The following is a 20037-nucleotide window of genomic DNA, read 5'->3' as shown; positions in this document are numbered from 1 at the left end:
TCGTTGCTGTTGGTTGCCCCGCCTATTGACCCGATCGAGGAGTTCGCACCATGCTCGATGAACAAGCCAAAAAGACCATGCTCCGGAAAATTCCCCACGGCATCTATGTTTGCGGTGTGCGGGATGAAGCGGGCGAAGATGTGAACGCCTTTACGGCCAGTTGGGTCATGCAAGGCTCGTTTAAGCCGCCTTTGGTGGTGAACTGCGTGAATCGGGAATCTGGTTCCCACGCCATGATTGAAGCGAGCGGCGTGTTTGCGCTGACGGTGTTGGAAGCGGGCCAAAAGGATTTGGCGGCTCAATTTTTTAAGCCCCGTCGCCGGGTGGGCAACAAGTTTGAAGACATCGAGTTTTATTTGGGCGAGGCTACGGGCTGCCCAATTTTGCCGGACTCACTGGGCTATGTGGAATGCAAGGTGGTTGGCTCGATCGTCCATGGTGATCACACGGTTTTTGTGGGCGAAGTGATTGGTGCAGGCATCCATCGGGAAGGGGAAGCCCTCACCCTGGAAAGCACCGGCTGGAACTACGGCGGTTAGGTGCGGCTTGGTTGACTAATTGGCTGAGACTGGCTAGTTTCGTCGGCCCGTCGCAGTTTGCCCATGGATTGTTGACCCATGGATTTTGCCCATGGATTTTGAAGCGGCTTGGCAGTTCCCGATCGAACCTCCCCCAGCGGACTGGGTGGCGGCGGTGCAATCAATGCTCGATCGCCTGGATGCGGTGCAGGTGGGCAACCCGAAGGCGACGGATCTCAAAGAAAGTCGTTCACCGCAAGGCGATCGGGCCCGGTGGCTGGCCCAAGCGTTGTGGGAACGGGGTTGGCGTGATCCGAGCACCTTGGCCGGGTGGCTCTCGGCGGAGCACTATCAACTCATGGGGCCAGAGGGGTTTGGCTCCGAAATGGCCCGGGCGATCGCGCGGTTGGTGTTGGCCCATGAACGGGGCGATCGGGTGGCCATTTGGGGAGATTTTGATGCGGATGGCGTGACGGCCACGGCGGTGCTGTGGGATGGGTTGGGGCAGTTTTTTCCCCAGGGCGATCGGCTCACTTATTTTGTGCCCGATCGCCTCAAAGAGTCCCACGGGTTATCCCGATCGGGGTTGGCGGCCCTGGCGGCGGCCGGTTGGCAACTGATCGTGACCTGCGACACGGGCAGCACCAACCTGGCGGAGTTGGCGATCGCGCGGGATTTGGGCTTGGAAGTGATTGTGACCGATCACCACAGCTTGCCCGACCAACGGCCGGACTTGGTGGCGTTGGTGAACCCGCGCGCACTCCCGATCGATTCGCCCTTGGCCAGTCTTTCGGGTGTGGCCGTGGCTTACAAATTGGTGGAAGCCCTTTACCAAGCCTTGCCCACGGTTCCCCAACAGCCCCTCGCGGCCCTACTGGATCTGGTGGCGATCGGGCTAATTGCGGATTTGGTGGAACTGCGGGGCGATGCTCGGTACTTGGCCCAAGTGGGATTGCAGCATCTCCAAAAAACCGATCGCCCCGGATTGCAATTGTTGCTGGAGCGATGCAAGAAAACGGGCGATCGCCCCTCTGATATTGCCTTTGGCCTGGGGCCGCGCATCAATGCGGCCAGCCGCATCTATGGCGATGCTCACTTTTGCATTGAACTGCTGACCAGTCGCGATCGCGATCGGTGTCGCCAATTAGCTGACCAAGTGGAAGCGGCCAACAGTCGCCGCAAAGCCCTGCAAAACGATGTGCTGTGGCGGGCCCGATCGCGCCTGGCCGCCGCCGATTGGTCCACCACCGCTGTGATTGTGCTGGCGGAGGCGGGTTGGCCCTTGGGCGTTTTGGGGCTAGTGGCGGGTCAACTGGTGCAGGAATTTAACCGCCCCGTGGTGTTGCTGACCCTGGAAGGCGACATGGCGAAGGGATCCGCCCGATCGCTCCCGGGTCTGGATTTTTATGAAGTCCTGAAGCACCAAACCCATTTGCTCGATCGATTTGGGGGCCATCCCCTGGCGGCGGGGTTGGCTTTGCCGGTGGCCAATCTGGATTTGTTTACCCAAGCCCTGGAACGGGAAGTGCGTCAACGCTGCCCAGCTCGATCGCCCCGGCCCATCACGGCCGATTTGACCGTAACCGTAGCAGACCTGTTGCTCGATCGGGGACGGGCCCTGTTTCAAGCCCTGAAGTGGCTGGAACCTTGCGGCATGGGAAACCCGGCTCCGCGTTTGCTGATTCGGCAAGTGCGGTTCCAAAATTTGCAAGTCCGCCGCCTGTACCTGGGAGCCCAAAAGTTGCGGTATCTCTACACCCGCTTTGAAATTCAAGATGATTCGGCTACCGAACCTTTCCCGGGCATTTGGTGGGACTGTTTGCCGGAAGCCATTCCCAAGGGTTCCTGTGACTTGGTGGCGGAGTTGGATTTCAATGCCCGCGATAAGTGCTATCAATTGCGGCCCTTGGCAGTGCGCCCAGCCGATCGCCCCTTGGTGCGCGATCTCGCTGGTACGATTCCCGTCTGGGATTATCGGCAAGGGTTACCTGCCGCCGAGTTGCCATCGCCCACCGCAATGTTGTGGGTTGATCAATGCCCCACCCGTTGGGAAGACTGGCAGCAAATCGCCCGCCAAGCCCTAGACGATCAACGCCCGATCGCCCTGACCTATCAGCCAATTGTGGAACCCAGCCCCGATCGCACCTGGCAAACCCTTTTGGGGATGGCGAAATATCTCAGCCGCACTGGCCAACCCGTCGATCGAGCAGTCTTATCAGCGCGATTAGCCCTCAGCCCCCAGGCAATTGAACTCGGCCTCAATGCCCTGGCGGCGATCGGCCTGAACCCAATGGAGCAAGATGGCCACCTGAGGTTTCAACCCCAAGCCCTGGATGCGATGGAACCCGAAGCGACCACCCGATCGCGGGCGATCGCCCAATTTTGGGCGATCGTTCAAGAAGAGCGCTTTCACCATCAATATTTCGCCACCATGCCCCCAGCAGCACTTCAGGATCTGGATCCGCGCCTCCAGCCCCACTAGATGATGGGATGTCACGCGATCATGGATCTCCACAAAGATCTCCACAAAACTGGTAATAACTGGAATCTAGAGTCCTTTCAGTAATACCTTTGTTAATCAGTAGCCTTTTTTCACGAATCAATTAAAATTTTCACGAATCAATTAAAAGTCCTCATCCTTAACCCTTCAAGATGGGCTGATCAACGATCATCTTGTAGGTTGGGTTGAGGTACAAAACCCAACAACAGTAAGGTTCATGGTGATCGAGTTGGGTTTCGCAAAGCTTAACCCAACCTACTGAAGAGTCGGGTGCTTTCGTGTTTTGTCAGTCAATCAGCAATCTTGGAGAGAGATTTAGGACTTAGGATTCAGGATTTAGGGTCGTGATTGGTGCAAGAGGTCTAGTAATAACCTGGTTGATCAAGCTGCTCTAATGTCAACTAATCAAATTGAATAAAGTTGTCTTAAAGTCGTTGCCTTTGAACTTGATTTGAAAAATTCTCTGGCTTGTAAAAGCTTGAATAATTAACCAGAGAAGATGTAGTTAAAAGGCAACAACTTTTAGAGTTTGGATGCTGGTGCTAATGACTTGGATGAATCAAGCGTCGGCGCAATTGACAACGAATACTTGCAAATTTTGCAGCGAATTTGGGTTGAAGCTGCGAGCGTAGGTTAGCCATCCACAAAACCGGAGGCAGCGTGATGATTGGTGGAATCCAGTGCAATCATCGGTAGCCAAACGGTGAACATGCTGCCTTGCTGTAACTCGCTATCGAGTTCAATTTTGCCGTGATGCAATTGAACGCATTGGGAAATGATGGCTAAACCCAATCCAGTGCCGGGAATATCAGCCACGTTGGATCCTCGGGCAAATTGTTGAAAAATTCGTTCCCGATCGGTGCTGCAAATGCCGATGCCATGGTCGCGAACCTGTAGGAGTAGGAAGTTACTTTGTTGCGATAGAAAGACCTCGATCGTGCCGCCATTTGGTGAATATTTGACGGCATTGTCCAAGAGGTTATTGGTAATCAGCCGAAATAGGCGAGCATCGGCCCAAATTTGAGAATGATCTAGGCGATCGTGGATCGTGATGTGGCACAGAGCGGGTGCAATTTGTTGGCAACGATCGACCACCTCCCTCAGTAAGGCAGAGACATCTAACCAAGCAGGTTCAAACCGCAATCGGCCGGAATCAGCTTCAATCAAGACCGTGAGATCGTTAAATTCCGAAAGGGTTTTTTCCGCTAAACAACCGATTCGCTTCAGGTAGGCTCGCTGTTGTTCGGCGGGCCAGTGATCCCAAAACCGATCCATGAGTTGGGCATAGGATTGAATGGCTCCGATCGCGCTGCGGGAGTCATGGAGGGCGATTGCGGCCAGTTGGTTGCGATCGATCAATTGTTGTTCCAACGACACCTGACAGCGCCGGGTTTCGCGATCGGCTAAGCATCGACTGCTCACCGCATCGAGCATGGCCCGCCCTTGCTCGGGAGTCCAAGGCAAGTCCACCACACCCCAAATGCCGCCATGGGTGAGGGCTGACACCAACGGCGCGATCGAAGAGGGCAGGGGACGCATCACCACCACCAAAGAGGGCAGCCCCGATTGGCGATACAACCAATCCACTAGTGCCAGCATCGGTTTCACCGTTTCCGGCATCACCAACAGCACCAACAGCTCCACCTTAGCCAGCTCACGCAGGGGTGGATCCGTCTGGGATCGCAATTGAGCTAGAGAGTCGATCGTCCATCGATCGAACAACACATGACCGGACTCTTGAATCAGAGACTCCCAAACCAGACGCTCTGAAGTTTCATTGCCCCCCACCAGCGCCACAATCAGAGACTGTGACTCGGAAGGAACCGATTCGCGGCTAGGGCCTGAAGCGATGGGTGGGCGATTGGGCACACTGGCCGAATTGGAAAAATTCATGAACACATGCTCAAACCTCGTCGTCGGCGATCGATGGCTGGCGATGCAACCCCATCCACCTAAACATCGAAACTTCGCTTCCGTAAATGCCAGATTTTAATTATCAACTTGCTGGCGGGATTCAGACCAGTTAAAGCGCTGCAAAACAGTCGTTAAAATCCTGATCGCAGCACTGGCAGAAACTACCGCACCATTAAACAAAATGACCAATCCGGCTCTGTTTGCTTTGCACGAAGTTGGTTGGGATAGGTCGCAATTTTTCCGTTTTGATCGCCGGCCGGTGATGTCGATCAAAACTGAAAAGTTGATGCTTGTTGCCCCTAAATTTCAATCGTACCGCCCTTAGCTCCCGTGCCACCAGTGGATTGAGCGACAGAAAGACTGGAAATTCTCCTGAAATTCTCCTGAATGCCAAGATCCACCGCTGAGGCTGAATTCCAGGCTGAAAGTCTGGAGCGGGTTGCTGGAATTGACTGGGTATTGACTGGGTATTGACTGGATATGGATTTGGCACAACTGGCACAAGACCAAAGTCGGCCCCACGGTAGAGGCCGACGCAGCCGCCAGCGATTACAGTTTGTCTTTAGAGGACTGGGGCTTGCCAAAGTTGCGTTATGTCGTATCCCAACTCCCCTAACATGCGGCGCAAAAGCGGCAGGCTGAGGCCAATCACATTCATGTGGCAGCCTTCGATTTTCTCCACAAACAGGCCGCCGCGACCTTCGAGGGCAAAACACCCGGCGCATTGCATGGGTTCGCCCGTGGCGATGTAGGCCGCAATTTCGGCATCGGTGGGGGTTGCGAAATGAACACGGGTGGTGGCGGACTGGATCAACTCCCGATCGCTCGCCAAATCAATCAGCACATGACCCGTGTACAGATCACCAACTTTTCCCCGCATTTTTTGCCAGCGCTCCATGGCCTCGGCGGGTGAGTCGGGTTTGCCATAGACTTCCCCATTCACCAACAGTACGGAATCGCAACCCAAAACCACGATCGAGCTGCCCAGTTCATGGGATCCCAAGAGGGACTGCCGCAGGGCCGGTTCCTGCCGCAGCCGATTGACAATCACCCGCGCCTTGCCCTGGGCCAGCACTTGCACCAGTTGTCCTGGATCAAAAACGGTGACGGAATCTTCATCGAAATCGCTGGGACAGACGATCGGGGGAATGCCCGCCATCTGGAGGAGTTTGCGGCGAGCAGGAGAGGCGGAAGCTAACACCAATTGCAAGGGGTTAGGCATAGTCTTGGTCAGTTAGTAATCGAAAGGTTAGGGAATGGGGTTGACGGGGGTGAATCAGGGGTGAATCCACGGATGAGGAAGCGGCGGAAGTTCGGGTGAATGGGTGGCGGTTGGGCTTGGTCAGGATTGCCCAGACCCTATCAAGGAAACAGGGCAACAGCCTTGCCATTGCCCTGTCTGAATGATTGACGCGGTCGCGATCGATCGCTATCCAGTTGACTGCCATTGGTGTTCGATCGCCACTTCGCCACCGATCTCAATTGCCTGAGTGTGGTCGATCGCCCATTGGTTGTCGCTGTCGCTCCGGCTAAGGCCAAGTTGCCTAGTCCACAGAGAACGATCGAACAACCGTTTCAAACATGTCTTTCACCTTGTCCCAACGCCCTTCGGAGGCGGAAATGTTCAAGGTGTAGAGCTGGCCACGGCTAACGGCAACGCTGGCCAGGTTGTGGCGCTCCTGGTTAGGCAGCTTCACGGCATATTCCAGCAAATAGTAGGTTTTGCCATTGGCTTCTCGGGACTCGGCACTCACCAGTTCGGCGGTGCGTCCGGAGCCAGGCGGGGCGATCGCGCTCTTGGAGAGGCGATAACCCACTTCGCTGGGAGTTCCCAAATCGGGCAGGGCTTTGCCGCTGGGAACGGGGTTGATCACAACGCTGACATTTTCGGTTTCTTGAATCAGGTCATGGAAGACCACATCGGGCCCGCCGGCCACTTTGACGGCCACCCACCCGATCGGGTACAGGAATCGATAGCCTTTGGTGGCATCAATGTAGGCCTTCAAGCCGCTGGCTGGAGCGGCGCAGGCTTGCAGCGCCACCACAACCGTCAGCAACAACGCGATCGCGAGGCGTTTCCAAGTGGAGTGGTTCAGGGACGAAAATTGCATGGGTTTCGAGTTCGATCGGGCGTTGCAAAACGGAGCATGAAGGACTGCTGCGTCCTCAATCACGAGGGATGACACGAGGGATTAATTGTTGATGATCGATAGCATCGTTATGATCGCGACAATCACGACGATTCGCATCACTAATCATTTCAGATGTCGTCTAGCGGGTTGGCTAGCGAGCAATCCAACGCGATTTCATCTTAAACCGCCCCGGCCCCGGCCGATCCAGACCCAGCTCGGGAACCGGCGAATCCACATAATGTCGCCCATTCCAATGCCATCCATGCCGATGCTGCCCATTCTTCCAGATTTCTTCTGATCCCCGTTCGGAGGCCTGCTCGATCGCCAACATGACTCGCAAGGGCGTGATCACAGGGCGGCCCCAAAGCTTTGCCGATCGGGTCTATGTCCTACTAGATAACGCCTTGGCCATTTGGGGCGATCAATCCCCGCCCATTCCCCCCGGCCTCTGTTGCTGTTTGTGAACCAAGCGGCTAACCTGACAGCTAAGAATTCTGAAAAAATTGTTCCTCAGGAACAGTTCAGTATCATCGTCAGCACTGAGACTAAGCTAATCCTTCGGTGTCGCTGACTCGTTAGATGACGGTTGGGTCACGCATCTCCCCGTTCTTTTTGAACCTTCCTCAACACTGCCTCCGATGAAGATCCTGAAAGTCCAGACGCTCCGCGGCCCCAATTATTGGAGCATTCGCCGCCATAAGCTTGTCGTTTTGCGTTTGGATTTGGCGGACTTGGCTGATCGCCCCTCCAACGAGATTCCGGGGTTCTACGAAGGACTGGTGGAAGCCCTGCCCAGCTTAATGGAGCATCACTGCTCGCGGGGCAAGCGGGGTGGTTTTCTGGAGCGGGTGCGCGAAGGCACGATGATGGGGCACATCGTGGAGCATGTGGCCCTGGAACTTCAGGAATTGACGCAGATGTCCGTGGGGTTTGGGCGCACGCGGGAAACCTCGGAGCCGGGGGTTTATTTGGTAGCGATTGAGTATGAAAACGAGCGGGCCGGACGGTATGCGGCCCGAGCGGCCGTGCGTCTGTGCCGCAGCATTGTGGACTCGGGCAGCTATCCCCGGGCCGAGCTGGAGCAAGACTTGCAGGATCTGGAGGAAATTCGGGCAGAGGAAGCCCTTGGCCCCAGCACGGAATCCCTGGTGCGCGAGGCAGAGCGACGGGGAATTCCTTGGCGGCAGTTGGCGGCACGCTCCTTGATTCAGTTGGGGTATGGGGTTCGCCAAAAGCGGGTGCAGGCGACCCTGAGCGATCGCACAGGAATTTTGGCGGTGGAGTTGGCCTGCGACAAGGACGGCACCAAGCGAGTTTTGGCCGATGCGGGCGTGCCGGTTCCTCGGGGGACGACGGTTCGATACCTAGACGAGCTACAGGATGCGATCGCGGAGGTCGGTGGCTACCCGATCGCAATTAAACCCCTAGACGGCAACCATGGCCGGGGCATCACCCTGGACATCGAATCTTGGGAAGCAGCAGAAGAGGCCTATGAAATGGCCATGGCCGATTCCAAGTCCCAAACGATTTTGGTGGAGCGGTTTTATAAGGGGAATGATCACCGGGTGTTGGTGGTCAATGGTCAGGTGGTGGCCGTGGCGGAGCGCATACCGGCTCGGGTGATTGGGGATGGGCGATCGACCATTCAGGCGTTGATTGATGAAACCAATCGCGATCCACGTCGGGGCAGTGGCCACGATAATGTGCTCACCAAAATCGCGATCGATCGCCCCTTAGAACAAATGCTGGAACGGCAAAGCCTGACCCTCGATACTGTGCTCGATCGGGGCGAAATTTGCTATTTGCGAGGCACGGCGAACCTGAGTACCGGTGGCATTGCGATCGATCGCACCGATGAAATTCACCCGGAAAACGTTTGGTTAGCCCAACGGGTCGTCAAGATCATTGGCTTGGATATTGCCGGGATTGATATTGTTACGCCCGATATTTCCCGCCCCCTGCGCGAAAACGGGGGTGTGGTGATTGAAGTGAACGCTGCGCCAGGCTTCCGGATGCATGTGCAGCCCAGTGAAGGGATTCCCCGCAACGTGGCGGAACCGGTGCTGGATATGCTGTTTCCGCCGGGGTCACCGGCCCATGTGCCGATCGTGTCGGTGACCGGCACCAACGGCAAAACCACCACGACCCGCCTGATTGCCCATATCTATCGCCAAACGGGACAAGTGGTGGGCTACACGACCACAGACGGCACTTACATCGGGGAATACATGGTGGAGCCCGGGGACAACACCGGCCCCCAAAGTGCCAATCTGATCCTGCAAGACCCGACCGTGGAAGTGGCCATTCTGGAAACAGCTCGGGGGGGCATTTTGCGATCGGGCTTGGCGTTCGATCGCTGCGATGTGGGTGTGGTGTTGAATGTGGCCGCTGACCACCTGGGTCTGGGGGACATCGACACGATCGAGCAAATGGCCCGCGTGAAAGCGGTGGTGGCAGAAGCCGCGGCCCCCGATGGCTATGCGGTGCTCAATGCGGATGATCCCCTGGTGGCGGCCATGGCGGAGCATGTGTTGGCCCAGGTCACCTACTTCTCCATGAACCCGGATAACCCGATCGTGCGGGAACATGCCCGACAGGGAGGCTTGGCCGCTGTTTATGAAAACGGCTACCTGTCGATTCTCAAAGGCGATTGGACCCTGCGGATCGATCGAGCCGAAAACATTCCCCTCACCCTGGGCGGAAAGGCCGCCTTCCAAATTGCCAATGCCCTGGCCGCCAGTTTGGCCGCCTTTGCCCAAGGGGTGCGCATTGAAGCGATTCGTCAGGCCCTGATGACCTTCACATCCAGTGCCAAGCAGACCCCGGGGCGGATGAATCTGTTTGATTTGGGTCGCTACCATGCCCTGGTGGACTACGCTCACAATCCCGCTGGCTATGAAGCGGTGGGCGTGTTTGTCCAAAACTGGCCCGGTACTAAGGTGGGCGTGGTCGGTGGCCCGGGCGATCGCCGTGACGAGGACTTTCAATTGCTGGGCAAGCTGGCGGCCCAAATGTTCGATGAAATTCTGATCAAGGAAGATGACGACAATCGCGGCCGGGCCCGGGGCAGCGCCGCTCGCCAAATCGAAGCGGGCATCACCGTCGCTCGTCAGGAGGGGATTGCGCGGGTTCGCCGGTTTGAAACCATCCTGGATGAAACAACGGCGGTGAATACGGCCCTCGATCGGGCGGTGGATGGCGGGCTAGTGGTGGTTTTCCCGGAAAGTGTCAGCCGCGCCATTGACCTGATTGAGGCCCGCGGCCCTCGGGAGACCACAAAAACAACGTCCACCCCAAAAAACCCGATCGCCGATCCCGCCAGTAACCGCACCAGCCAGCACAGTGAGGTGAAATCGGTCTAGGCTAATAGCGGTCTAACTAAATCTTACCTTTCCGCGAGCTGAGCCAATGATGTCGCCAAGCTTGTTTGCCCCGGCCCTGCCGCCGATCGAAACCGTCCGTACTGGGCCGTTAATTCGGCGGTTAGACTGTGGTGCACTCGCGATTGTGGAGCAGATGCCCGTTGAGGCGGTCAATCTCAGTTTGTGGGTCAACGCTGGTTCAGCGATCGAACCTGAATCCATTAATGGCATGGCCCACTTTTTGGAGCACATGGTGTTTAAAGGGAGCGATCGGCTCGCCCTCGGGGAATTTGAACAGCGAATTGAAGCTTGCGGAGCAGTTACCAACGCCGCCACCAGCCAAGACTACACCCAGTTTTATTTGACCGCCGCCCCCCAGGATTTTGCGGCCCTGGCTCCTTTGCAATTCGACGTGGCATTGCGGCCCCAGTTGCCGGCGGCGGAATTTGACCGGGAGCGCCACGTGGTGCTCGAAGAAATTCGCCGCAGCCAAGACAATCCTCGCCGTCGCACCTTCCAAGCGGTGATGAATTTGGCCTTTGAGACCTTGCCCTATCACCGGCCGGTGTTGGGTCCCACGGAAGTGATTGCTCACTTGGATGTGCAGCAGATGCGGGACTTCCATGATCGCTACTATCGCCCGCAGTCAGTGACGGCCGTGGCGGTGGGCAATTTGCCGCCGGAGCAGTTATTCGAGATTTTGGAAACCGGCTTCAACGAGGCCTGGCGCGATCGGGACTGGTCGGGTTTGCCGGTGGCCGCGCCATCGTTGATTCCGGAGTTGCCGTTCGATCGCGTTGAACGCCGGGAAATCATTGATCCATCGCTGCAACAGGCCCGCCTGATCATGCTCTGGCGCGTTCCGGGGCTACAGGACTTGCGGGAAACCTATCCGCTGGATGTGTTGGCGGCGGTGTTGGGCCATGGCCGCACCTCGCGCCTGGTACGGGACTTGCGGGAAGAGCGGCGATTGGTGTCCAAGGTTTCGGCCACCAATTTGACCTACCGTGCCCAAGGAACATTTTATTTGGCCGCCCATTGTGAGCCGGAGCATTTGCCGGAGCTGGAAGCCCGCTTGCAAGATCACATGGCGCGTATCGGTTCGGAACCGGTGAGCATGGCGGAGGTCGATCGGGTGCGGGCGCGGGTGGCTAACGGGTTTGTGTTTGGCAATGAAACCCCTGCGAATCGATCGAATCTCTATGGCTACTACCAAACGTTGGTTGGCAATCTGGACGCAGCCCTGCGATATCCCGATGCCGTTCGTTGCCTGACCCCAGAAGACTTGCAGCGGGCAGCCCAGCAATATCTGAATCCCCAGGCCTATGGGTTGGTCATCCTGCGCCCCGCTGCTGCTCAGGACTAGAGCTGAAGATGGGCAAGAATTTGTTCAGGATTGGGCGATTGCTGGGCGATCGCTAACCCGGATGGGCCCCTCGATCGCAGTGGATTCCAGAGCTGCCTCAGCGGCAGAGTTACCCGATCGCCTCCTGACCAAAATTCAGGGGGATGTCTTGAATCCGGCCTGGGCCCACCGCCTGGATGGCCTCTTTGAGATCCACGTTGCCGGTGTAGAGGGCACGACCCACAATCGCCCCCGTGACTCCCACTGGCTCTAGGGCCAGCAGCCCCAATAAATCGGTGACGGAACTGATCCCCCCGGAGGCAATCACGGGAATGGAAACCCCTTCCGCCAGCTCGCGCAGGGCTTCCTTGTTGGGGCCCGCTAAAGTGCCATCCCGGTGAATATCCGTGTAAACAATGGCCGCTGCACCCCAGTCCTGAACGCGCTGAGCCAATTCCACCGCCCGCACTTCGGAGGTTTCCAGCCAACCCCGGGTTGCAACCCAGCCATTGCGGGCATCAATGCCAATTACGATCCGCCCAGGAAATTCCGCGCACCAGGCGGCCACTTCGTCCGGCTGCTCCACGGCCACGGTTCCCACAATCGCTCTGGTGATTCCCAACTCGAACAGACGGGCCGCGCGATCGCGGGTTCGGATGCCGCCTCCCACTTGAATTTGAATCGGGCGATCGCCCAGTTGTTGGGTAATGGCCGCGATCGCCTGGAGATTCACGGGTTCTCCCGTTTTAGCCCCATCCAAATCAACCAGATGCAACCAACTGGCCCCCGCCGTTATCCACCGCTGGGCAACCATCACCGGATCATCACCAAAGGTTTCCGCGCGATCATAGTCACCTTGAAAGAGCCGGACACAACGTCCACCCAACAGATCGATCGCCGGAAAAATATCCATGGCTAATCCTCATCCTTCAGAAAATACAAAATCAGAAACCCCAATCAATCTACCTGAAGGCCGTAATTCACAACATAGGGCATCAGCCAGGTTTTGGGTGGCCCCCTGCACCAAAATGGGTTTCAGGGGGTCTGGATCGCATCCAATTGCACTCAATCGCGCCCGATCGCCCCAAATGACAATTCCGAAAAACCAGCGAAAATCAACGATCGACCGTGAATATCCCCGTTGGGTTTCTCGGTCGATCGTCAGTCACCCTTGAGTTTTAGGACAACGTTTAGGGATTCCGTCCTTGAAGGAGCAATGGCCAGAAGCCGCCTTCCGAACGAACTCGCTCCCTGCACCATGCATCAGTGAGCCTAACTCGCCCAAATCAGCTAGCTTGGCCGGCGCATCCTTGAATCACTGATATTAATCATTGATGAACATGCTGCTAACTGACGTGTCTTCGTGGATGCGCCAGATGGTTTCGCCCAGCACATTAGCCACCGACAAAACCGTTAGTTGGTCAAAATGGTGGCGATCCATCATGGGAATCGTGTTGGTGACAATCACCTCTTCAAATAACCCACTGGACAAGCGCTCGATCGCCGGGGGGGAGAACACCGCATGGGTGGCACAGGCATAAACCTGGCGTGCCCCTTCCCGACGCAGCATCCGGGCCCCTTCCGTGAGCGTGCCGCCTGTGTCGATGATGTCATCCACCAAAACGGCTGTTTTGCCCTTTACATCACCAATGACATTCAGCACTTCCGCCACATTGTGCATCTGGCGGCGTTTGTCAATGATCGCCAGGGGCGCATCGTTCAGGCGCTTAGCAAAGGCCCGGGCCCGAGCCACCCCGCCCACATCGGGTGACACCACGACAATGTCCGACAGATTCTTGCTTTCGAGGTAGTCAATCAGGACTGGCGCACCAAAAACATGATCGAGCGGAATATCGAAATAGCCTTGGATTTGCGCTGAATGCAAGTCCATGGCCAACACCCGATCGGCTCCGGATTTCACAACCAGGTTCGCCACCAGTTTAGCCGTAATTGATTCCCGGCCGGCCGTCTTGCGATCGGCCCTGGCATAGCCGTAGTAGGGAATCACAGCGGTAACTTGGCGCGCCGAAGCTCGGCGGCAAGCATCCACCATGATCAACAATTCCATTAAATGGTCATTCACAGGGCGACAAACCGGTTGGATCAGATAAACATCACAACCCCGGATTGACTCCTGGATTTGAACATAAAGCTCACCGTCGGCGAACCGTTTGCGAACCATTGGTCCCAACGGTAACCCCAGGTATGCAGCAACTTCTTCGGCCAAGGCGACATTTGCCGATCCTGAGAAGATGCGAAGTCGGCTCTTTTCCGTCACTTCGCGATGCGAAGTCGGCAGCGGAGAAGTCGCAGAGCAAATCACGGCAGACCCTCGAAGCGCGTTCATGGCAATCTTAGCATTTCCTTCCAATTTTCTTTGGATTTGCGTCCCCGCATTCAATGACATGGGTGGTGGTTGTGAGCCGATCGCCAATGGTGGTCATCAAGGCTTGACCAGATGGCTGATCAGGCCCCGTGACGAAAGGAATCAGATAACATCCGTGAGCAATTGCTGTTACAGGAATCTGGTCAGGAACAGTCAGAAACCTTTGCACGATCGGGCGGCAATTGTGACAGAAAACGGGGGCAGTTTAACGAGTTCAATGGGGCGATCGACCATCCCCTAGCCCGATCGGCTAGGATGAGTCCCGAGGGTTGCCCAAACGGGCAATTCAACACCCAGCCCAACCCCAGATAGGGGCAAGACCCTAACTGGTGGTGCGAGCCACAGCGAGTTCCGGCAAGTTCCTGAGTCGATCGCAACGGGACAAGCCCAAGCTACACCTGTCGGCAGATGCGGCTCAACTTGCTACCCCCAAGGAGGCGGCTAGGGACTCTACGGAATCGCTAGCCAGTGAAGACCCAATCAAACGGATCTTCAACCAACAACCGCCGCCCAGTTTCTTGGGCGGTTGTGCCGGGCGATTGATCGCAGACCTGGGATAATCAGGGGAAATGGTGGTTGGGTGACGACGATGCCGCTAATCGCCCCAAGTCTGATCGGTTCATTCAGCCCTATGAATTGGTTTTAGCGCCGGTTGCGTCTGAACAATCAAAATCACCCGACTCCTTTAATGGTTCGATCAAACAATTGATCAATCCAATGGGGCGATGCAAGTCACGGAATAAATTGGTTTTTTCTGAATTTCGCCTGAGTTTCGCCTGAGTTTCGCTTGAGTTTTTGCTCGACCATCGCCTGACTATTGCCTGACTGAATTGCCCTCTCAACTGTTCTTCGATCGCCCCGAGTCCCATGCAACCGTCCCTGCCCCCCGGAACTGTTCTCCAAAATCGCTATCGCCTTGTGGAAGTGTTGGGACAGGGTGGCTTTGGGCGCACCTACCTGGCGGAGGATTTGGGGCGATTTGGCGAGCGCTGTGCCCTCAAGGAATTCACGCCGCCCGTGGGCGATGCCTACGCCCTCGAAAAATCCAATGAACTGTTCCGGCGCGAGGCAGCGGTTCTTTACCAAATCAATCACCCGCAAATTCCCAAGTTTCAAGCCACCTTTGAGGCGGAAGGTCGCTTATTTTTGGTGCAGGACTACGTGCAGGGCAATACCTATCGATCGCTCCTGGATAGCCGCTTGCACCATGGTCAGCTCTTTGCGGAAGGGGAAGTGTTCTACCTCTTGCAACAGTTGCTCCCTGTGTTGAGCTACCTGCACAATTTGGGGATCATTCACCGGGATATCTCGCCGGAAAACATTATTCTGCGGGAACACGACCGACTTCCCGTGTTGATTGACTTTGGGGCCATCAAAGAAATGGCCACCCGCTTTCAACAACCGGGAGCCACGGCCGTGCAGGCCACCACCGTCGGTAAAAGCGGCTATGCCCCCAGCGAACAAATTCAAACCGGCCGTGCTTACCCCAGCAGCGATCTCTATGCCTTGGCAGCCACGGTGTTGGTGTTGCTGACGGGGCGAGAACCCCAGGACTTGCTAGACGATCGCACCCTTACCTGGCATTGGGATCAGTATGTGCCCCTCACGCCGGCCTTGGGAGATCTGCTGCGGCGGATGTTGGCCTATCAACCGACGGAGCGCTATCCTTCTGCCTCCTTGGTGCTTCAGGCGTTGCAGGAGGTGACGTTGGATGCGACGGCCCGCCCCGTGACCCATCCGCCCTCCACTTCACCCCCAACCCCGGCAGCGCCGGCCCCAGCCGCTAATCCCACGGGAACTGTCCCTTCAACCATGGCGACGGTGGTGGTGGGTCGGGCTGCGCCGCCCCCGATCGCCCCTCGATCGCCCGCACCGGCCCCGGCTCCCGGCCCCGATTGGAGCGTGGAACCCCGAGGATCCTTGATGGATAACCCTTGGGCGGTGACGGTGTTGGGCGTGCTGTTGGTGTTGGGGACGGGAGTTGGCTCTTGGTCCCTGGTAAATCAGTTCCTGAGCCGATCGCCCAACAACAGCAACCCCACACCAACCGAGACGGCTTCCGAAAGTCCGCCGCTGCCTAGCCCTTCCCCCACGCCATCTCCTACCCCGTCCCCTAGCCCGATCGCCTCACCTGTGGTCTCCACCCAGCGGTTGAACCTTCAGCCCGCTGGAGACTTTGAAGATTCCCGCACCCTGGGCGAAAACGAAACCCTGATCTATCGTTTCCAGGCCGGTGCTGAGCAGCCCCTTAGCATTTCCGTGGCAGGCAATAACGTAATTGCAAGTCTCCTGGCTCCCGATGGCGATCCGGCGGATCGATCGAGCCGGGATCTGCGCCAGTGGGATGGCGTGATTGCCGTGGCTGGTGAATATGCCCTGCAAGTGCGCGTGGCCCCCGGCGCTCCCAGGGGAGACTACCGCCTGCGTTTACGGCTGGCGGCCGCCGCCGCCACGCCCAGCCCGGAGCCAAGCCCCCTGCCAACGCCCACCCCGACTCCGGAGCCAACCCCTAGCCCCAGCCCAGAGCCAACCCGCCAACCCACTTCGCGCAACTTCCAAGGCGTGACCCAACCCCAGGTTCCCCAAACTTTTGGGTTTGAAGCCCAGGCGGGTCAGCGGATTTCAATTAATATCCCTTCCGGTTTGCGAGCCACGGTGTTTGGTCCCAATGGCCCGATTCCGGATATGGAAGGTCTGGAAGGATCCGTCAGCTTTGAAGCGCCTGTGGGCGGGAACTACGGCATTGAAGTGTCTTCGGATTTGGAAATGCCCTTTGAGATTGCCGTGCGGGTTCGGTAGAAACCGTGATTGAACCCTCGAAGCAAGGGGCAGAACGGCGATCGGCCTGAGAGTGCTGAAGCCGATGGAAGCGTGCTAAATCAACAGGAGAATGGGGATGAGCGAAAGACGACCGCAGCAACTGGCGATCGCGGGGAGCGATACGGAAGTGGGCAAAACGGTCTTTGTGCTGGCACTGGCGGCCTATTGGCAGCAGCATTGTCAAAAACAAGGGGCCTTGGGCCTGCTGAAACCGGTGCAGTCCGGGGAGGGCGATCAGGAAATTTATGGGGAATTGTTTGCGGATTTGAATCAAAGCCCCGAGTCCTTTAATCCCATTCGGTTGCAGGCTCCCTTGGCTCCCCCGATCGCGGCGGAACGCGAAGGCAAAATGATCGACCTGGCCTTAGCCTGGCAAGCTCTGCAAACCCTCCAGAGCGATCGCTCCTTCATTTTGATTGAAGGGGCCGGAGGCTTGGGGTCGCCGGTCACTTGGGAGTTGACCTTTGCGGATGTGGTTGCCGCTTGGCGGTTGCCGTTGGTGTTGGTGGTGCCGGTCAAGTTGGGGGCGATCGCCCAAGCGGTGGCGAATGTGGCCCTGGCTCGTCAATTCCCAATTCCGCTGCGGGGCATTGTGCTGAATGAAGTGACGGCCGTGAGCGCGGCCGATCGAGAAGCCTTGGCCCCCATCGGCCTGATTGAAAGCCTGACCCATGTGCCCGTGCTGGGCTATTTACCCCATGTGGGCAATTGGCGCGATCGCGCGGCCCTGGCCGCAGCGGCGGCACACCTGAACCTGGAGCCATTGGGCATCAGCCCCTGTTGAAGTGGCCCATCAATTAGGCAGAAGTGGCGGCGCTGGCGATATCTCTGGTGATCGGCAGCTTAATTTCAAAGGTTGTGCCGTGGTGGGGAATCGATCGACAGTCGATCGAACCGTAGTGACGCTCCACAATAATTTGATAGGCGATCGCCATGCCCAATCCTGTGCCTTTGCCAACGGGCTTGGTGGTATAGAACGGGTCAAATAATTTGGCGCGGGTCACCTCATTCATCCCAATGCCATTGTCGGCAATTTCAATTTTGATCCAAGACAGATTGAGGGTTTGGGTCGTGATGGTAATAGTGGGTAATTCTTGGGCCGGTGGAGCCGTTTGCCAGCGTTCTTCGATTGCATCAATGGCATTAACTAATAGGTTAATTAAAACCTGATCAATTTGCCCGATCGTGCAATCAATGGCAGGTAAAGAGCCACTTTGACGAATGATATTGAGATCGGGTTTTAGCTCCTGAATTCGATGATTCAAGATCATCAAAACCCGATCAATGGACTCATGGAGGCTGGCCGGTTCCTTGGCTTCGGTGGTGACGTGGGAATAGATTCTGAGGGATTTCACAATTTCCCGAATTCGATTGGTTCCCACGCGCATGGAGGTGAGCAGCTTGGGAAAATCATCGGCAATATAATCTAAATCAAGGGTCTCGGGATGGGCGATCGGGACGAAATGAGGGGTTTTGGAATATTGCTGGTTGTAGCGATCGATCATCTTTTGGTAAGCGGTCACGGCTTCTAGGAGTTCCGTGGCATATTCTGAAGCGTGATGCAAATTGCCATGCACAAAGCTCACGGGATTATTAATTTCGTGAGCAATTCCGGCCACCAATTGCCCTAAGCTGGATAGCTTTTCACTTTGGATGAGGTGCGCTTGGGCTTCTTGAAGTTCTTGAAGGGCCGTTTCTAAATCTTCAGTGCGATCTTGCAAGGCCAAGCGAGATTCTTGAAGCTGTTGGTTGGTATAAATCACCTGGTTGAGGAGCGATTCTTGCACCACGACTCGCCGAATATTGTTGAAAAGATAGGCGGCAATGCTGGCGGTGAGGCTTAATCCTACGAGAAAGGCCGCGATGCTGTTGGGAAACAGGAAGGGCGAAAAACTTTGATGGGGCAACACGAGCAGGGACATTTCCCGATCGCCCACGTTAATGGATTGGGTGCAAATATCCCAAGGGCCTTTCCAAGGACAACGCAGGGCCTGCTGGGCCCCAACAGTCCAAGGGGCTGTGCTAGCGGTCGGGAGGATGCGATCGAAGCTACTGGGGTTGGCTAACTGGGATTGCAAATAATCCACCGGGCGATCGAACAGGAAAATATCCAAATTCAACACGCCCGTTTGTCCACGGGTGAGGTGGAGCGATCGGGTAATTTCCGTTTGGGTCACAAACCAGCCCTGGTCGGTTCCCTGCACCGTCAGCAGCCGAGGATCTGGATTGGACACAATCATCGTTAGGGGCCGCTGAAAGGACTGGGCCCGCTTCAGCCAACTGTTGAGGGCTGGGGGGATGATTGCTCGTTGACCGGATTGCTGACCGCCAAGGGACTGGATGCCTTGCCCCAGTTGAAATTGAATATAGGGCCCCGTTTGGGGATCGGCCTGAATCCAGGCCGTATCGGCCGTGTTGGCCACGTCGGACAGAAGGTTTTGGCTAATGGATTGAAATTCGGTGGCCGAGGCGGGGCGACGGCGATCGAACATCAAGCCCCCGGCGCGGGTGGTGCGGGTAATTTGTTCTAAATCATCACGGAGATTGTTGCCCAATTGTTGGGCTTGCTGTTGCAGTTGGGCGCGGGCTTGGGCCAAGTCCCGATCGGCCGCCCAGTTGGCCGCCCAAGCCGATAGCCCCACTCCCACCAACAAGGCAATGGCAACGGGCCCGTAACGACGATAGGGAACAGGCGTTAGCGATGGGGCGGGGGGTGGGGGTGGCGCAGATCCCGGCCCATCGGTTCGACGAGCAGCGGCAGGCATGATTAGGCAAGAGGGAGTCAAGGGAGTGGTGTTGAGGTGGGTGTTTTGAAACGGGGGGTGGACTGGGGTGGTGGTCAACCATTCGGTGGCTTGTGTGGGCCCATCGCTCCAGCGATCGATTGGCTCCAGGGGGTAAGGGCTGGGGGCTTGACGGAGGTGGAACAGCCTCCAAAAACGCTCTGGCCAACGCGTGGCGCTTGACGGTAACTTCTTCACGATCAAAAACTTGCTGATTGGATCCATCCCGGTAGGGGGCGATCGCGGGTGGGGGTTAGTGGGGCCAACGGTCAAGAAT

Annotated in this window: 14 protein-coding genes; 8 read left to right on the top strand and 6 right to left on the bottom strand. The window is 56.8% G+C overall.

Annotated elements, in window-relative coordinates; translation table 11 throughout:
- The first annotated feature begins 50 nt into the window (after positions 1–50).
- Both VPK24_RS02245 and recJ read left to right on the top strand, forming a co-directional pair.
- On the top strand, positions 51–539 hold the full coding sequence (locus tag VPK24_RS02245; protein ID WP_393010336.1) for a flavin reductase family protein: 489 nt from the start codon (positions 51–53) through the stop codon (positions 537–539).
- A gap of 91 nt (positions 540–630) precedes the next feature.
- Entirely contained in the window at positions 631–3000 is a 2370-nt protein-coding gene (gene recJ, locus VPK24_RS02240) for a single-stranded-DNA-specific exonuclease RecJ (protein WP_393010334.1), read from the top strand.
- A 651-nt stretch (positions 3001–3651) separates the two neighbouring features.
- Here the strand turns inward: recJ and VPK24_RS02235 are convergent.
- The 3 genes from VPK24_RS02235 to psbP all read right to left on the bottom strand — a co-directional run bounded on the left by VPK24_RS02235 (position 3652) and on the right by psbP (position 7043).
- Positions 3652–4911 carry a sensor histidine kinase gene (locus tag VPK24_RS02235; protein WP_393010332.1) on the bottom strand — a complete coding sequence of 420 codons (1260 nt, stop codon included), beginning with the start codon at positions 4909–4911 and terminating at the stop codon, positions 3652–3654.
- Between the two features lie 583 nt (positions 4912–5494).
- Positions 5495–6154: a Maf family protein gene (locus VPK24_RS02230; protein ID WP_393010330.1), complete on the bottom strand. Its 660-nt coding sequence runs from the start codon at positions 6152–6154 to the stop codon at positions 5495–5497.
- Between the two features lie 322 nt (positions 6155–6476).
- Complete coding sequence (psbP, locus tag VPK24_RS02225) at positions 6477–7043, bottom strand: photosystem II reaction center PsbP (RefSeq protein ID WP_393010328.1); 567 nt, start codon at positions 7041–7043, stop codon at positions 6477–6479.
- A gap of 350 nt (positions 7044–7393) precedes the next feature.
- Here psbP and VPK24_RS02220 point away from each other — a divergent pair, with 350 nt between their 5' ends.
- From VPK24_RS02220 to VPK24_RS02210, 3 genes are all read left to right on the top strand, one after another.
- Positions 7394–7528, top strand: coding sequence for a hypothetical protein (locus tag VPK24_RS02220; RefSeq protein ID WP_393010326.1), 135 nt, complete (start codon positions 7394–7396; stop codon positions 7526–7528).
- Between the two features lie 174 nt (positions 7529–7702).
- The gene (cphA, locus tag VPK24_RS02215) at positions 7703–10426 is read left to right on the top strand and encodes a cyanophycin synthetase (protein ID WP_393010324.1); all 2724 of its coding nucleotides are present in this window, start codon (positions 7703–7705) and stop codon (positions 10424–10426) included.
- A gap of 46 nt (positions 10427–10472) precedes the next feature.
- Positions 10473–11792, top strand: coding sequence for a M16 family metallopeptidase (locus VPK24_RS02210; protein WP_393010322.1), 1320 nt, complete (start codon positions 10473–10475; stop codon positions 11790–11792).
- A 109-nt stretch (positions 11793–11901) separates the two neighbouring features.
- Here the strand turns inward: VPK24_RS02210 and hisA are convergent, their stop codons facing one another.
- Both hisA and VPK24_RS02200 read right to left on the bottom strand, forming a co-directional pair.
- Positions 11902–12684: a 1-(5-phosphoribosyl)-5-[(5-phosphoribosylamino)methylideneamino]imidazole-4-carboxamide isomerase gene (hisA, locus tag VPK24_RS02205; protein ID WP_393010320.1), complete on the bottom strand. Its 783-nt coding sequence runs from the start codon at positions 12682–12684 to the stop codon at positions 11902–11904.
- 411 nt (positions 12685–13095) lie between these two features.
- Positions 13096–14118, bottom strand: a complete 1023-nt coding sequence (locus VPK24_RS02200; RefSeq protein WP_393010318.1) for a ribose-phosphate pyrophosphokinase — start codon at positions 14116–14118, stop codon at positions 13096–13098.
- A gap of 371 nt (positions 14119–14489) precedes the next feature.
- Between VPK24_RS02200 and VPK24_RS02195 the strand changes: the two genes are divergently transcribed.
- The 3 genes from VPK24_RS02195 to bioD all read left to right on the top strand — a co-directional run bounded on the left by VPK24_RS02195 (position 14490) and on the right by bioD (position 17761).
- On the top strand, positions 14490–14717 hold the full coding sequence (locus tag VPK24_RS02195) for a hypothetical protein (protein WP_393010316.1): 228 nt from the start codon (positions 14490–14492) through the stop codon (positions 14715–14717).
- Between the two features lie 307 nt (positions 14718–15024).
- Positions 15025–16956 (top strand): protein kinase domain-containing protein, encoded by a 1932-nt coding sequence (locus VPK24_RS02190; RefSeq protein WP_393010314.1) that lies wholly within the window; start codon positions 15025–15027, stop codon positions 16954–16956.
- 97 nt (positions 16957–17053) lie between these two features.
- Positions 17054–17761: a dethiobiotin synthase gene (gene bioD, locus VPK24_RS02185; protein WP_393010312.1), complete on the top strand. Its 708-nt coding sequence runs from the start codon at positions 17054–17056 to the stop codon at positions 17759–17761.
- Between the two features lie 13 nt (positions 17762–17774).
- Here bioD and VPK24_RS02180 read toward each other — a convergent pair whose 3' ends face one another.
- On the bottom strand, positions 17775–19742 hold the full coding sequence (locus tag VPK24_RS02180) for a sensor histidine kinase (RefSeq protein WP_393010310.1): 1968 nt from the start codon (positions 19740–19742) through the stop codon (positions 17775–17777).
- Positions 19743–20037: the final 295 nt, after the last annotated feature.

It is taken from the genome of Limnothrix redekei LRLZ20PSL1, assembly GCF_043235035.1.
Taxonomy (GTDB): domain Bacteria; phylum Cyanobacteriota; class Cyanobacteriia; order CACIAM-69d; family CACIAM-69d; genus CACIAM-69d.
Note: the sequence above shows the minus strand (reverse complement) of the source record. Positions and strands in the feature narration are given on the sequence as shown.